This is a genomic window from Pelagibius sp. 7325 (assembly GCF_037652055.1).
In the GTDB taxonomy this organism is placed as follows: domain Bacteria; phylum Pseudomonadota; class Alphaproteobacteria; order Kiloniellales; family Kiloniellaceae; genus Pelagibius.
Genome location: NZ_JBBKAH010000004.1, coordinates 277,423 through 292,215, shown reverse-complemented (window position 1 = coordinate 292,215; position 14,793 = coordinate 277,423). Strand labels below are relative to the sequence as shown.

16 protein-coding genes and 1 tRNA gene are annotated in these 14,793 nt (G+C 64.5%); 8 read left to right on the top strand and 9 right to left on the bottom strand.

Annotated features, from left to right (window positions below):
* Positions 1 to 9 precede the first annotated feature (9 nt).
* From WDC82_RS14345 to WDC82_RS14315, 7 genes are all read right to left on the bottom strand, one after another.
* Entirely contained in the window at positions 10 to 513 is a 504-nt protein-coding gene (locus tag WDC82_RS14345) for a polymer-forming cytoskeletal protein (protein WP_340118021.1), read from the bottom strand.
* The gene (locus WDC82_RS14340; protein ID WP_340118020.1) at positions 497 to 2,101 is read right to left on the bottom strand and encodes a peptidoglycan DD-metalloendopeptidase family protein; all 1,605 of its coding nucleotides are present in this window, start codon (positions 2,099 to 2,101) and stop codon (positions 497 to 499) included. The genes WDC82_RS14345 and WDC82_RS14340 overlap by 17 nt, the downstream gene beginning before the upstream one ends.
* A 478-nt stretch (positions 2,102 to 2,579) precedes the next feature.
* Positions 2,580 to 2,671, bottom strand: a tRNA-Ser gene (locus WDC82_RS14335).
* 110 nt (positions 2,672 to 2,781) lie between these two features.
* Positions 2,782 to 3,765 (bottom strand): hypothetical protein, encoded by a 984-nt coding sequence (locus WDC82_RS14330; protein ID WP_340118019.1) that lies wholly within the window; start codon positions 3,763 to 3,765, stop codon positions 2,782 to 2,784.
* Positions 3,762 to 4,040 (bottom strand): hypothetical protein, encoded by a 279-nt coding sequence (locus tag WDC82_RS14325; RefSeq protein WP_340118018.1) that lies wholly within the window; start codon positions 4,038 to 4,040, stop codon positions 3,762 to 3,764. Before WDC82_RS14325 ends, WDC82_RS14330 begins: the two co-directional genes overlap by 4 nt.
* 180 nt (positions 4,041 to 4,220) lie before the next feature.
* Positions 4,221 to 4,745 (bottom strand): TadE/TadG family type IV pilus assembly protein, encoded by a 525-nt coding sequence (locus WDC82_RS14320; protein ID WP_340118017.1) that lies wholly within the window; start codon positions 4,743 to 4,745, stop codon positions 4,221 to 4,223.
* On the bottom strand, positions 4,745 to 5,386 hold the full coding sequence (locus tag WDC82_RS14315; RefSeq protein WP_340118016.1) for a TadE/TadG family type IV pilus assembly protein: 642 nt from the start codon (positions 5,384 to 5,386) through the stop codon (positions 4,745 to 4,747). The genes WDC82_RS14320 and WDC82_RS14315 overlap by 1 nt, the downstream gene beginning before the upstream one ends.
* 394 nt (positions 5,387 to 5,780) lie before the next feature.
* On the opposite strand from WDC82_RS14315, the gene hspQ reads away from it, so the two are divergent.
* Positions 5,781 to 6,104 (top strand): heat shock protein HspQ, encoded by a 324-nt coding sequence (gene hspQ, locus WDC82_RS14310; protein WP_340118015.1) that lies wholly within the window; start codon positions 5,781 to 5,783, stop codon positions 6,102 to 6,104.
* Positions 6,105 to 6,111: 7 nt separating this feature from the next.
* Here hspQ and WDC82_RS14305 read toward each other — a convergent pair whose 3' ends face one another.
* Together WDC82_RS14305 and WDC82_RS14300 are read right to left on the bottom strand one after the other, a co-directional pair.
* A complete protein-coding gene (locus tag WDC82_RS14305) occupies positions 6,112 to 6,642 on the bottom strand; it encodes a DUF6362 family protein (protein WP_340118014.1) in 531 nt (176 codons plus the stop codon).
* Positions 6,635 to 7,144: a hypothetical protein gene (locus WDC82_RS14300; protein WP_340118013.1), complete on the bottom strand. Its 510-nt coding sequence runs from the start codon at positions 7,142 to 7,144 to the stop codon at positions 6,635 to 6,637. The genes WDC82_RS14305 and WDC82_RS14300 overlap by 8 nt, the downstream gene beginning before the upstream one ends.
* A 158-nt stretch (positions 7,145 to 7,302) precedes the next feature.
* Here WDC82_RS14300 and WDC82_RS14295 point away from each other — a divergent pair, with 158 nt between their 5' ends.
* The 7 genes from WDC82_RS14295 (at position 7,303) to WDC82_RS14265 (ending at position 14,759) form a co-directional block, all read left to right on the top strand.
* Positions 7,303 to 7,920, top strand: a complete 618-nt coding sequence (locus tag WDC82_RS14295) for a helix-turn-helix domain-containing protein (RefSeq protein ID WP_340118012.1) — start codon at positions 7,303 to 7,305, stop codon at positions 7,918 to 7,920.
* 476 nt (positions 7,921 to 8,396) lie between these two features.
* Complete coding sequence (gene otsB / locus WDC82_RS14290) at positions 8,397 to 9,251, top strand: trehalose-phosphatase (RefSeq protein ID WP_340118011.1); 855 nt, start codon at positions 8,397 to 8,399, stop codon at positions 9,249 to 9,251.
* Positions 9,248 to 11,047 carry a glycoside hydrolase family 15 protein gene (locus tag WDC82_RS14285; RefSeq protein WP_340118010.1) on the top strand — a complete coding sequence of 600 codons (1,800 nt, stop codon included), beginning with the start codon at positions 9,248 to 9,250 and terminating at the stop codon, positions 11,045 to 11,047. Before otsB ends, WDC82_RS14285 begins: the two co-directional genes overlap by 4 nt.
* Complete coding sequence (gene otsA / locus WDC82_RS14280) at positions 11,044 to 12,429, top strand: alpha,alpha-trehalose-phosphate synthase (UDP-forming) (protein WP_340118009.1); 1,386 nt, start codon at positions 11,044 to 11,046, stop codon at positions 12,427 to 12,429. Before WDC82_RS14285 ends, otsA begins: the two co-directional genes overlap by 4 nt.
* Entirely contained in the window at positions 12,426 to 13,394 is a 969-nt protein-coding gene (glk, locus tag WDC82_RS14275; protein WP_340118008.1) for a glucokinase, read from the top strand. Before otsA ends, glk begins: the two co-directional genes overlap by 4 nt.
* 87 nt (positions 13,395 to 13,481) lie before the next feature.
* Positions 13,482 to 14,435 (top strand): DMT family transporter, encoded by a 954-nt coding sequence (locus WDC82_RS14270; RefSeq protein WP_340118007.1) that lies wholly within the window; start codon positions 13,482 to 13,484, stop codon positions 14,433 to 14,435.
* Between the two features lie 102 nt (positions 14,436 to 14,537).
* Positions 14,538 to 14,759, top strand: a complete 222-nt coding sequence (locus WDC82_RS14265; protein ID WP_340118006.1) for a hypothetical protein — start codon at positions 14,538 to 14,540, stop codon at positions 14,757 to 14,759.
* The last annotated feature ends 34 nt before the right edge of the window (positions 14,760 to 14,793 follow it).

Sequence of the window (14,793 nt, the reverse complement as noted above, 5' to 3'; positions counted from 1 at the left end):
GGCATTCGGTCAGCTGGCAAGCGGCTTGGTGGCTGCCGCGGTGCCGGCGCTCCCCGTCGAACTGCTCGACGTGGAAGACGAACTGGCGGCAGAGACCGACGAGGTGCGGCCGACACCTTCAAGGCGCTTGATGTTGCCTTCGATAAAGGCACCGGCCTCGATCGCCAGGCTGTCGTGAATGATATCGCCGATGACCCGAGCCGTCTTCGCCATCACCACGGACTTTGCCTTCACGGCGCCGTCGACGGTGCCGCAAACGCGAACGCTCTCGCAGCTGATGTGCCCCTTCACATGGGCCCCTTCGCCGATGGTCAGGGTCGCGCTGTCGATATCGCCTTCGACGTGACCGTCGACCTGGATGTCGCCGTCGCTTTTCAGGTTGCCGGTAATACGCAGATCCGCGCTGATGATGGAAGGAACACCGCTTTGCGCCGCGCCGCGCTTTGACTCCGAAGAAGTCGACGAAGTCAGCGGCTCAGAACTATTCGAGCTGTCTTTAGTCTTTGAAAACATGCTTACCTGCCGTGAGGAACTTCTGGGGGTTTAACGGAACGCCCTTGTAGCGCACTTCGTAATGTAGATGCGGACCGGTACTTCGGCCGGATGAACCGACTTGTCCGATCTTCTCGCGATTAGCTACCGTCTGTCCACTTTTGACAAGAATCTTTTTAAGGTGCGCATAGCGCGTACGGATACCGTGGCCGTGATCGATTTCCACCATGCGTCCGAAGGGCCCGCTCCATCCCGCGTAGATCACTTTGCCGGGGGCCGTGGCATAGACGGTCGATCCCATGGCTGCACGAAAATCGAGGCCGCGGTGCTGAGCCTTGCGGCCGTTGAGCGGATCTGTTCTCGGCCCAAAGCCGCTGCTCAACTGAAACTGCTCAAGCGGCACGCTCAGCGGCAACGTCCGCATCACCCGCTGCAAGGCAGACCAGCGGCTGAGCCGTAGATCAAGCAGGGAGAGCGCAATTTCAAGCTCGGCATCACCATCGAAATCGCCGGTGTAGTCGCCTGCCACGAAGGGGCCGCCCTGGGAAGCACCGCCGTCTCCAATCGACGCCAGCAACTCGTCCAGCTTCAGACCGGTCATCGCCACGGTGCGCTCGATGGTGTCGACGCTCATCTCGGTACGTTCACGCAACCGCTGCACGATGTTATGCTGGGCCTGCCGCATGTCGACCATGCGCTGGCGCAACTCGGCCACTTCCAAGCGGAGGTTTTCGCGGTCGCCTTCCAGACCGTCGCCGCGGTGAATGGCGTTGCCGAGGGAGTCCTGTAGACCGGCGATCTGGCGCTGCAGCCCGTCACGCCGCTTCTCCCCCTCCGCCAATTGGCCTCCGAGGGTGGCAATCTCGCCTTTCAAGTCGCCCTGAACCGATTGCGCCACGGCCAATTGTTCGCGCGAGTTATCGATCTCCAGGCGCAGGTCGGTTACTGTGGTTTCCAGTTGCCGCTTTTCCTCCGACACCTGGGACAGCGCGTCCTCAAGCTGCTGCAGCCGCTCGCCCAGCATCTCGCGCGCCTGCGCCACCCTGTCTTTTTCGGCTTCCGTCTCGGACAGTGTCGCGCGCATGGCCTCGACCTGGGACCGGAGTTCCAGGTTGCGGCCGACAATATCGTGAAGATCGTTCTCGAAGCGCCGCAGCTTGTCCCGCAGGCCGCCGCTGGCAACCGCGACCCTGTCCTCTTCGACCTTGCTGACTTTCAGGCGCTGTTCGATCGCAGCGATATCGGCTTCGGCTTCGGCACCGTTCTCCAGCATGGACAGCAAGAATGCCTGATTGCTTTCCAGATTCTGCGTGATCTGGGCGAACTGGTCATGATACTCCGAGACTTCGCTCAGCAGATCGAAGTAGGCAAGCTTGTGTTCTTCGATTTCCTGGTTCTTGCCGGCGATCACCAGTTCCTGAACGACAAAGGAGCCGGTCATTACCAAGGTCCAGCCGAGCAAGGCGACGACGCCCAGGGCGACGGCCTTTTGCGTGCGGACAGGCAGGCGGACGACCGTCACGCGGTCATGCGCGCGCAAGATCATCTCGCGCGGCACAAACGCCCGATCCAGAAGGTCAGCGACTCTGGCCTTCACGCCTTTCCACATGTCGTGGCACGCCCTCCGTATCGCACGGGCAAGACGGCAGGGCCGGAAATTCCCGACCTCAATCCAATGCTCGTGCTTTCAGCGCTTCCGCGGGTTCTATGCCGAAGCGACAGCGGATAGCGCTGGTCGGTGCCTTAGTGAGTTCCCAAAAGAACCGCTCCCCAAGCAGGGAGGGTCTCCCCAATCGAAACTACTTCCTCAAGCCACCGCTAACGTATCCGCACCCTAATATTGAAGCAAGTATGAAGGCCGATTACTAAGACATCATGAACTGGGAGGAAAACGGCTGTGTCATCAATAGGTAACAGACTTAACCCGGCATTAAGACAGGAGGCCTTTTCGCCGCGGCTCGTCTAAGCCATTGCGGTCCAGCCGAGCGGCCTGGCCCGGTCAGGACGCCGGCGCGCCTGGGTTTACCGGCGGGCCGGGTACCGCCAGCGACCTGGGCGACTACTCTATTGGAATTCTTGAGAGAAAATGGCGGACAGGGAGGGATTCGAACCCTCGAGACGAGTTACCCCGTCTAACGGCTTAGCAAGCCGCCGCCTTCAGCCACTCGGCCACCTGTCCTCACCCGGAAACGGGCTGATTTCCTAACGTCTAGCAAGGGCCCGACGCAAGCCCAAACTGCAAGATATCCAAGAAATCGACGGCCGGCAGCAAAATCGGCCGCCCGCGGGTCAGCTGCACAACCCCTTGGTAACGTACAGGCAGATGGCGTCGACCAGGCCCGACCTGATCTCGGGGGTGATGTCTTTCCACAGGTCCGAGAGCTGTGCGGCGAGGTCGCGCTCGACCTGAGCTCGGCCAAGCTGGCCCTCGAAGGCCCGGAGCCCGCCGGCATTGTAGGTGATGATGTTTCCATCCGGCGTGGCAAAGGTGATGGTCGCGTCCTCCGCCTCCTTGCCGGACAGCCATTCCGCCACCACCGGCGGGGCGCCGTCCTTGCCCGGATAGATGATCCGGCCGGCGGTGATGCCGGCGTAGTTCGGCGGTGACCAGTTGAAGGGGCTGTAGCTGGCCTCGGCGCCCTCCTCCCGGCTCTCCATGTCCAGGCTCTGCTGTCCGGTCGGGCCGAAGGTGCTGCAGCCGGCCAGCAGCAGGCCGGCCGCGGCAAAGAGGATCGATCGAGAGATTGCGGTTTTGCCCAAGGCGCCTACTCCGCTTTTTGTTTGTTGGGGACGAGCCACACCAGACCCGCCGTCAGCAGAGTGCCGATGGCACCGACGATTTCGGGGTCCAGGGTGGTGAGGGCGGCGATGATGGTGGTGGCAGCCGTACCGATAGCGGCCGCCGCCGCTTTGTCGTAAGCGGTGAAATCTCTTGGCCATGGCGAAGAGATTGGCCGTAGCCTGGTCGCGGTGAGTCAGGATGAAAGCGCGCAGGCCCTCCCCGTGCGTCACCTTCCAATAGAAGCGCGCGCCGACGTAGGTGGAGACACCGGGCTGCCGCGCCTTCAGGATCAGCGCCCGCACCATGCCGCAGGCGGCACGCTGCGCCTCCAGGCGCGCGTGGATGTGCCGCTGCACGACGTTGAGGACCAGCGGCTGCAGCTTTCCGGCCTTGCTGCGGATCTGCAGGCAGCGCGCGGCATAGTGCGGCAGGTCATCCTTCAGTTTCTGGCGGATCGCGCGCTCTCGTGCCGACGGTAGGGCGCCGCTCACTTCAGGGCCTCGAGGGCGTCCTCATGGCTGAGGGTCAGCGCACCGCCGTGCTCGACGGTCTGCAGGCGCGGATGGATAAAGGGCGCCGCTTTCTCCGCCGCCCACTTGCGCTCGGCAGGGCTGGCTTCCGGGTCGCGCAGCACCTGCAGCATGTAGTCCAGCGGCGACAGCGGCGGTGTGGCCTTGCTGGCATTGCGGGCGGTTCCAGTCCGCTTGGCGGCGGCCTTCGGCGGCGGCGCAGCATGGTCCGCCGCCGCGGTGCTGCGCTTCGGCATCGCGTCGGATCCTGTCTTTAGGAATGGGAGGTAGGGGGAGAACGCTTCGGTCGCCGCCTGATCGCCGGCCCCCAAGGACCGCAACGGCAATTTCCGGACGTTAGAATGACAAGATGCCGAAACTGTGCGGCCTGTGCAAGGAAAAAATTACGAAATACGCAATTTTCTTCGACCCCCCGATCAGGGGCCCTCGACGTACTGGCTCCGCCGCGGCCGCAGCACCGCGACTTCCTCGATCTCCATCGCGCTGAAAATGAAATCCAGGAACAATGGCGTGTAGGCGTAGGAGGCGCGCACCACGACGACGCCCTCGCCCGGCCCGCCGAGGCCTTGCGCCACGGTAACGGCGTTGGGAACGGTGCCGCCGTTCTTGCTCTTGGTCCAATCGACCTCCGGCACGCCGGAGTTTGCATTGTAACGGATGCCGACGATGCCGACCTTGACCGCGCTGGCCGGATAAGGCTCGAAGATCAGCTCGGCCGCTCGCAGGTAGTCGTTCAGCTGCGCATTGTCGACCTCGCGGCGCTGGCTTACCAGGTCGGCCGTCGTCTGCGCGGCAGCCACCACTTTCCTGTCGATGCTCAGCAGGTTCGTCACCTCGATCACGCCGATCAGCAACAGCAGCAGAATCGGCAGCACGAAGGCGAAGTCCACCACCGCCGTGCCACGGTCGTCGCGCATCAGGTTTCGGGTGAGCTTCAGCATCAGTTGACGTCGTATGGTTCGTTTTGAAAAGCAACCGTCGACACGATCAGGTGACCACCGAGGCCCACCGGCATCAGGTTGCTGATCAGCGGCGTCATGAACTCCCAGCGGTAGAGCGAACGCACGACGGTTACCGCGCCGCTTTCGCCTGGTGTGAAGCCGTTGTTCACGATCTCCCCGTCTTCGTCGATCTCGATCGGCATGGAAACCTCTCCGAAGCTGGAGAAGGTCTTCACGTTGAACTTCACCTCGGAACAATCGATCACGTTGAAGAGGGAATCGCAGAGCCGGTTCTGAAACGTGGTTATGGGATCGCCGGACTCCTGGACCTGGCCGGTGCGGATCTGTCGCGCTGCCTCCACAGTCGCACCCTCGATGACGCTGCTGGTGAAGAACATCACCGAAACCTCGAGGGTGCCCACAATGAGCAGCACGAAAAGCGGCGTCACCAATGCGAACTCGATCAGCACGTTGCCGTTCTGGTCGCGCGCCAAAGGCATGCCGGCAAGCTGGCTCAGCGCCTTCAGCGGCACCTGCGCGCACCGCCGCAGAGCGGCGCCAGCCGCCTTGGAGGCAGCTGAGCACGACGAAGGCGGCAGGACGGCGCGGCCCACCCGGTTGATGACGGCTCTGAAGAACATCGCATTCCTCTCGGCGGAGGCTTGCCCGCGCCGCGTGGCGCCAACAAGTCCTGATCCTCACGCATGCCGATTCGACGCCTTTCCGTTTAACAAAGGCTTAAGCGCAGAAGCGGCGGACCGGAAACCCGGCGGCCCCAGCCAGCCTTTTCGCCGGGATCGGACTGACGGCATTTGGCCTAATTTCTTTTCTGTTTCCTTGTCAGTGGCTTATCGGATTATTCTTGTTCCTTGAAGCCGCCGGAAACGCACGGCCTTCGACACAATTCCGAAGCGAATTCCGGGCTGGCGCTCCCTGACCGGCGGGCCGCAGGGGTCTTGTCTCCTTTCGCCGGGCGCGCATATGGATAAGGTGAGGCAATACGCAGGCAGCGGGCGGAAGCAAAGTGGAAGTCATATGAGAACGGCCAAGTTCCAGATTGGACAGATCGTGCGCCACCGCTTCTTTCCTTTCCGCGGCGTGATCTTCGACGTCGACCCCACCTTTTCCAACACCGAGGAATGGTGGGAGGCGATCCCGGAAGCGATTCGGCCCAGCAAGGATCAGCCGTTCTACCACCTCCTGGCGGAGAACGAAGAGACGGCTTACGTCGCCTACGTTTCGGAACAGAACCTGGTCGTCGACGAAAGCGGCGCAGCTGTCGGGCATCCCCAGGTGGACGATTTCTTCGATGGCATCGAAGACGGCCGCTACCTTCCCAAGCAGCATCACGCCAACTGATCGGCTATCAGGCAAGTGACCGGCAGAAAGCACTCTCGGCCCTGAGCCGGCTGCATATCCTGGCAATGCCGCGGTCGCGCACGTCGTATACGGTCCGCCGGCCGCAGCCCAGCCGTCGCCGCAGGCTCGCCACTTTCACGCCGCAGGCAAGTCCGAAGAGGACCGCGACATCGCGCTTGGGATTGCTGCCGGCGGCATGGCGCAGCCACGCGAGGACGGTGTCCAGCCGGTCGATGGCCTCACCGCTGGCAGGGCCTGGACGGATCGGGGCCGCGTCGGCGGCAGCCTGCTCGGCGGCACTGCGCAGATAATCCGGCCAGTGCGCCCGCGATGCCGCGGTAAGCCAACCCCGTTCGCGGTTGGGAAGTCGCTGCAAGGTATCGCCCGCTTCCAGCAACAGCTCCCAGACGGCGTCCCGCAGGCCCGGGGTGCCGTTGCCGGCCTCGCGCGCCAGCGCAAGCCCCTGCGCGATGGTGGCGTCGATCTGCTTGGTTGGCTGATTGTTTGGCGCGGCGCTTTTTCCCTGAAGTTCAAGCATCCGTCCGCCTCCCGATCCCTCCCAGGTGCAGCCGCGACCGCTGCGGTTTAGCGCCGCGCGCGGCAGCCGCAGCCGGCTGGGGTCGGTTGCGGGCCAAGGCCACCGGCCGTTGCAGCGGACAGCCCCAGGCCCTCAGAGCGCGGGCGAGATCCTTTTCATTCCAGATCGCCCGGGCCCTGTGCCCCGCAGCACGCAGCTGCCGCGCCAGGGCGGCGTCCCGCGCGGAGAACACCTCCGCCGCGACGCTGCGCGGCCCGCCGTCCCACCACCGGTCGGCAGGCGCGCGGACAAACAGAAAATGACAGTGCCCGCGCGGCGAAATGATCAGGATGTCGCCGGCCCCGGCCTCACCGGCGGAGGTCGGATTGCCCTCTCCACCTGCGAGCGGTTGGCTGATCCAGCCCGCCGGCAGAACCTCCGCGAGGACGGCCAGGACCTGTTGCTTTAAAGCCTCGGCGGTGGTCCGCCGCCCTGCCGGCCGATGCTGCGTCGCCTGCTCCATGGATTGCCTTTCTGCGTCTAGTGGTTGGCGGTGGTTTCGCCGTCGCGCCGCGCGCCCGTTCCGGAAACGCGAACGCCCACGACACTCACAACCTTATGGACTTGAGAGTTGCATATTTCGCAATAGACATCAAATGGCAAATTTCGCAATCTACCCTCATGCAAAAACACTGGTTCCAGGATCGCCTCCGCCATCTCGGCAAGACCCAGCGGGGGCTCGCCAAGCACATGGGGCTCGACCCCTCCCGCATCACCGAGATCTTGAACCGCAGCCGCGGCATCAAGATCGAAGAGGCGGTCGAGATGGCCGACTACCTCGAGACGTCGCTGGACGATCTTGTCGGCAAGCTGGGGACCGCCGTCGCTCCGGCCGTGCGCGCCTCCAGCCTGGTGGTCGGCTATGTCGGCGCCGGCGAGACCGTGTTCTCGATCGATGATCATGCAAAGGGCTCAGGGCTTTACAAAATCGATGCGCCGCAAGGCGAAGGCGGCGGAGTCTGCGTGGTGGTGCGGGGCAACTCCATGGCGCCGCGGTTCAAGGATGGAGAGCACCTGGGCTATTCGCGCGACGAGGGACTGGACCTCGCCAAGTGCTATGGCCGCGAATGCGTCGTGCAGACCAAGGACGGCCGCCAGTTGGTGAAGATCGTCGAACCTGGGAACCGGCCGAACGAGGTCACGCTCGTGTCGGTCAACGCAGCGACCCCCATCGAGCAAAACGTTCCCATCGACTGGGTGGCGCCCGTAACCTGGGTCAAGCTGCGCCCCCGCGGATGAGCCGGTTTATTGCTTTTTCCGTTATTTCTCTCGCCGGGGCCACCTTGTGACCGGGCAAAACGGCTAATCTCAAGGACGATTAAAAAGCGAGAAACATATTTCTGATTGCAAAGAGTTGCGTTTTACGCAATTCTCTCCATCTGAATTCGCCAGACGGAGCAACGACATCGACAATGCCTCCATCCGACCCTTCCAAATCTGTCCCTGAGAACCGCAAGGCTGCGGGGAAGTTCAGCGGTGACCCTCAGATTTCGCAGCAATCGGATTTCCTGAAGAGCGTCTTTGCCGAGATCACCGGTCGCCGCCCGCCCCGCCGGGCAGCCCTTCCCGCCGACGGAAGTCGTTTGAACACGGACTAAGATTACAGGACGCGCTTGCCTTCCTCAGGCCCGGCGGCTACTTCAGAGTGGGCATCGGATGCGCAAAAGCACCACGCATGCCGCTGCCTCGAAGCTGCGAGCAGGGTGTAGGTACCATTGATTTCGGACGCGGATACCCCTTCCAACACGTTCCACGCCAACGAAACCCCGTCGCCGGGCGCTCAGCGGTCCGCCACCAGTGACGACCCTCGCGAAGCGCAACCGCTACCGAGCGCAGCGCCCGACACCCACGCCCTCTTCCTCGACGTCGACGGAACCCTGCTGACCATTGCGTCGCATCCCGACGCCGTGAAAGTTTCCGATGACCTGCTGCGCCTCCTTGAACACCTCAATGAGCGGGTCGGCGGCGCCATTGCCCTCATCAGCGGCCGCGCCATTGCCAACCTCGACAGTCTTTTCGATCCCCTGCGTCTGCCCTGCGCGGGCATTCACGGCCTGGAGCGTCGTGACGCCGATGCCGTGCTGCACCGCTCCGATGCCGCATCTCTGCTGGCTCCCCTGCGCCCGGTCCTCGCCGACTTCGTCCACGCGCGCCAGGGCCTGCTGCTGGAGGACAAGCAGCAATCCCTGGCCGTGCACTTCCGCAATGCGCCCGACCGCGAGGAGGAGGCGGAAGCCTTTCTCCGCCGGCTGATCGCGCCTGAGGCGAAAAACCTGGAACTCAAACGAGGCAAAATGGTTCTCGAAGTGAAGCCGGCTGGTGCCAACAAAGGCACCGCCATCACCGCTTTCATGGAGGAGCGGCCGTTCGCTGGCCGCAGGCCGGTCTTCATTGGAGACGACGTCACCGACGAGGATGGCTTTGACGTCGTCAATGGCTTGGGAGGCCTTTCGATCCGTGTTGGCCACGGCGATCACACTGCAGCGCCCTACCACTTGGCGGACGAAGCGGCCGTTCATGCTTGGCTGCGCGGCTGGCTGGACGGCGGCCGGCAGAAGAAAACACCATGAGTTCCCTGGATCTCGCCGTCATCGGCAACTGTGCTTTCGGTGCGCTTATCGACGCAAAGGCGAGCATTGTGTGGTCTTGCATGCCCCGCTTCGACAGTGACCCGGTTTTCTGCAGCCTGCTGAATGGCGATGCCCCTCCGGAGCGCGGCATCTACCAGGTCGAGTTGCAGGACTTCCGCCGGTCCGAGCAGTCCTATCGGCGGAACTCCGCCGTGGTGACCACGCGGCTCTACGATTCCAGCGACGGCGTCGTCGAGATCACCGACTTCGCCCCGCGCTTCAAGCACTTCGGCCGCATCTTCCGGCCGCCGACGATCGTGCGCCACCTGCGGCCGGTGTCGGGCAGCCCGCGCATCCGCCTGCGCATCCGGCCGGCCTACGGCTACGGCAGCGGCACGCCGCAGACGACCCGCGGCAGCAACCACATTCGCTACGTGACCCCGCACATGATCCTGCGCCTGACGACCGATGCGCCGATCACCTACGTGCAGGAAGAGGTGCCATTCATTCTCGACCGGCCGATCTCGCTCATTCTCGGCCCCGACGAGAGCCTGACCGCGCCGGTCGACGAAACAAGCCGGGAGTTCTTTCGCAAGACGGACGAATATTGGCAGGAGTGGACGCGCTACCTCGCCCTCCCGTTCGAATGGCAGGAAGCGGTGATCCGCGCCTCGATCACCCTGAAGCTCTGCAGCTACGAGGAAACCGGGGCGATCATCGCCGCCATGACGACGTCGGTCCCCGAGGCGCCGGATTCCGGGCGCAACTGGGACTATCGCTACTGCTGGCTGCGCGATGCCTACTTCGTCGTACATGCGCTCAACCGCCTGGGCGCCACCAAGACGATGGAGGACTACCTCACCTATATTTCCAATATCGTTTCTTCCAATACCGATGCCATTTCCGGCAACGGCAATCTCCAGCCGGTCTTCGGCGTTTCGCTGGAAAGCCGACTGGACGAGACGACCTGCCCCTCGCTGCCAGGCTATCGCAACATGGGACCGGTCCGCCTCGGCAACGGCGCCTACACCCAGGTCCAGAACGACGGCTACGGCAGCGTGATCCTGGCTTCGACGCAAAGTTTCTTCGACTCCCGCCTGGCGCATCCCGGCGACGTGAGCTTCTTCGAAAAGCTCGAGGCTTTGGGCCACAAGGCCATCCGTCTGTGGGATCAGCCCGATGCCGGCCTCTGGGAGCTGCGCACCCGCCAGCAGGTCCACACCTATTCCGCCGTCATGTGCTGGGCCGCCTGCGACCGCCTCGCGAAGATCGCCGCACGGCTGGCGATGACGGAGCGCAGCGCCTTTTGGGCCGACGCGGCAATGCGCATTCGAGAAGGGATTCTCGAGCGTGCCTGGAACCGCGAGCTCAACAGCCTGGTCTCCGCCTTCGAGGGGGAAGACATGGATGCGAGCCTGCTGTGCCTGCAGGAGGTCGGCTTCCTGCCGGCCGACGATCCGCGCTTCCTCGGCACCCTCGAGCAGGTCGAAAAGAAGCTGAAGAATGGCGGCTTCCTGCACCGCTACGCCAAGCCGGATGACTTCGGCGCTCCCGAAGTCGCCTTCAACGTCTGCACTTTCTGGTATATTGATGCCCTGGCGGCCGCGGGCCGCACCGAGGAAGCCCGCGAACTCTTCGAAGCCATGCTTGCCGCGCGCAATCCGCTTGGCCTGCTGTCCGAGGACATGGCCACCGACACCCGGGAGCTCTGGGGAAACTTCCCGCAGACCTACTCCATGGTGGGCCTCATCAATTCGGCAATGAAGTTATCCAAGACCTGGGAGGAAGCCTATTGAGCCGACTGGTCGTCGTTTCCAATCGCGTCGCCGCGGTCAAGCAGTCGCGCCCGGGGTCCGAAGGTGGACTCGCGGTCGCCGTGCGCGCGGCCCTGCGCGAGCGCGGCGGCATCTGGTTCGGCTGGAGCGGCAAGGTTTTGGACAGCGACTATGGCCAGCCAACCCTCACCGAGGCCGGCAAGATCACCTATGCCACGGTGGACCTGACCCAGCGCGACTACGACGAATACTACGTCGGCTTCTCCAACTCGACGCTCTGGCCGCTGTTCCACTATCGACTCGATCTGGCGGAGTTCGCCCAGCGCACCTGGGGCGGCTACCAGCGGGTCAACGCCCTCTTCGCCCACCGCCTGCAGCCGCTGCTGCGGGACAGCGACACGGTGTGGATTCACGACTACCACTTCATGCTGCTGGCCGAGAACCTGCGCAGCGCCAACTGCCGCCAGAAGATCGGCTTCTTCCTTCACATTCCCTGGCCGGCGCTGGAAGTCCTTCTGGCGCTGCCGATGCACCGCCAGATCGTGAAGGCGCTCTGCGCCTTCGACCTCCTCGGCTTCCAAACCGAGGACGATCTGTTCTGCTTCCATGACTACATTCGGCGCGAGGCCGGCGGCGAGGTCGGCGCGGACGGGATCGTAAAGGCCTTCGGCCGCAGCCTGCGCGCGCAGGCTTTCCCGATCGGCGTCGACACCGAGGTCTTTGCCAAGATGGCCGCAGAGAGCGAAGGCAGCAAACAGGTGACCCGCCTGGACGAGAGCCTGGGCAAGCGCGATCTCATCATCGGCGTCGACCGTCTCGATTACTCCAAGGGGCTGATCAAGCGCGTCGAGGCCTTCGAGCATCTGCTGACCGCCTATCCCGACAACCGGGGCAAGGTGGTCTTCCTGCAGATCAATCCGCCGTCCCGTTCCGACGTCGCCGACTATGTCGACATTCGCCGCGAGTTGGAGGCCACGGCAGGGCACGTGAACGGCACCTTCGCGGAATATGACTGGGTGCCGATCCGCTATCTGAACAAGAGCTTCAGCCGGCGCGTGCTGGCGGGGTTCTTCCGCGCCGCCCGCGTCGGGCTGGTCACGCCGCTGCGCGACGGCATGAATCTCGTGGCCAAGGAGTTCGTCGCCGCGCAGTCGGCGAAGGATCCGGGCGTGCTGGTGCTGTCGCGCTTCGCTGGCGCGGCCCGCGAGTTGGACGGCGCGCTGATCGTCAATCCCTACGACGTCGAAGGGGTGGCCGAGCGCCTGCAGGAGGCACTCAACATGCCGTTGGCGGCCCGCCAGGAGCGCTGGCATTCGATGTACAAGGCCATCGCCGTGAATGACGTGACCGCCTGGCGCGAGGCCTTCCTAACGGCTCTCCAGCAAGCCACGCCACCGCGATGAGCGCCGGGTCCGGCAGAGTCACGGCCCTGTTGGCCGATGTCGGCGGCACCAACGCACGCTTTGCCCTTCTGCAGGACGGCAAGGGTGGCGAAGCCATCCATCTTCCCGTGGCCGAGTACCCGACGGCCTACGACGCCGTCGCCGCGGCGATGGAGCGGCTCGGCTGCCTGCAGGCACCCCAGGCCGCGGTGCTTGCCTTTGCGGGCCCGGTCGATGACGCCCGCGCCGTGATGACCAATGCCGGGTGGGACACCACCATCGGCGAATTGCGCCAGCGCTTCGGTTTCAGCCACATCCGCCTGCTCAACGACTACGCCGCGTTGGCCCTCGCGCTGCCGCACTTCGCCGAAGCCGACCGGCTGATCGTCGGCCCGGCCCGTCCGGCCGCGCAGGGCGCCCTGGCCGTCCTGGGCCCGGGCTCCGGGCTGGGCGTCGCCGCGCTCGTCCAGGCCGAGCCTCACGGAATTCCCCTGGTCAGCGAAGGCGGCCATGCCACCATGCCGGCCGCCGACGCCCTGGAGGCCGAGCTCATCGCCGCGCTGCGCGAGGACTTCGGCCACGTCTCCGCCGAGCGTCTGCTCTCCGGACCCGGCCTGGTCAACATCTACCGGGGCCTCGCCCGCGTGCAAGGCCAATCCGCTTCCGTCCTCACCGCGGCGGAGATCACCGATCGCGGGCTGGACGGCAGCGACGGCCTCTGCCGCCTCGCCTTGGAGCGCTTCTGCCTCTTCCTCGGGACCTTCGCGGGCAACGTCGCTCTCGGCTATGGCGCCCAGGGTGGCGTCTTCCTGGCCGGCGGCATCCTGCCGCGCTTCCCGGACTTCCTCGCCGCATCGGGCTTCCGCGACCGCTTCCAGGATAAGGGGCGCTTCCACGACTACCTGGAGGCCATCCCGACCTGGCTCATCGTGCGCCCCGATGCCGCCTTCGTCGGCCTTGCCGCCGCCGCCCGCCAGTTTGCCTGACGTGGACTTCGTGAGCACAAGAAGCGGATAGCTCTCAGGGGCCATCCGGCTATGCTGGCCCGCCTTGTCCGTCGGACCCTTTCTCCTATGGCTTCCATGCAGATGAAACCAGGCGACTGGCTCCAGATCTTCCTGCTGGCGCTGGTCTGGGGCCTGTCCTTCTTCCTCACCGAGATCTGCCTGCGTGACCTCCATCCGGCCAGCGTCGCCGCTGGGCGCGTGACGACCGCCGCGCTGACCCTGCTGGGCATCGCCCTGCTGGCCGGGCACCGTCTGCCGGCACTGAAGGACTGGGCGCCGCTCGCCCTCATGGGCCTCATCAACAATGCCTTGCCGTTCTCCCTCATCATGTGGGGGCAGACCCGCATCGACGGCGGCCTCGCCTCGATCCTCAACGCAACCACCCCGCTGTTCACCTTCGTGCTGGCCCACTTCCTGACGAAAGACGAGCGCATGACCCGGCGCGGTGCGGCCGGGATCGCCATCGGCTTCCTCGGGGCCCTGGTTCTCGTCGGCCCCGGTGCCCTCGCCGGCCTGGGGGGCCAGTCCTGGGGCCAGTTTGCCGTGATGGGGGCCGCCATCTGCTACGCCTGCGCCGGCATCTACGGCCGGCGCCTGCGTCACTTGTCGCCGCTGGTCGCTGCCGCTGGCATGACCACCGCGGCGGCCCTTGTCATGCTCCCGCTGGCCGCGCTGCTCGACCGGCCCTGGACCGCCCGTCCCGACACGGCGACCTGGACGGCCCTGCTGACCCTCGGCCTCGTCAGCACGGCCTTTGCCTACATCTTGTATTTCCGCATCCTCGCCAGCGCCGGGGCGACCAACGTGCTGCTGGTCACATTTCTAGTGCCGATCACAGCATTGCTGCTCGGCACTCTCATACTGGATGAAGACATCACGCTCACCGCACTGTCCGGCATGGCGATGATCTTCGCCGGTCTGGCGGTGATCGACGGCCGGCTGCTACGGCGCCTTTCCACGGTCCGCAAAGCGCCAGTTCCGAGACCCGCCGCGGGCGGCCCGGACACCCCCGGCCACTAAGACGAATAATTCACAGCGAAGTGCCGCCGGCTTTACGTCCCCTTAACCGGTTAACTTCAAAGATGCTCCCAGAGGGCTAATCAATTCAGCAAGGGGAACACCATGAGCCTGTCTCGCGCATCTGTCGAAACGCTTATCGACCTGGTCGAAATCAAACTGAGCTGCGTCGAGGTCTACGACCGCGACGACTCCCGTGAACTGGCCAATCTGCAGCGCTGCAAAGAGGAACTGATGGACCTCGTCGGCATCACCCACAAGGCACCGGCCGAGCTGATCGCCCTGCCGAAGGGCCGCCGCCGCGGACGCCGTCCCGCTACCTGCTAGTCCGCGAAACGAGACGACGGTTCCCGGCTGGTCC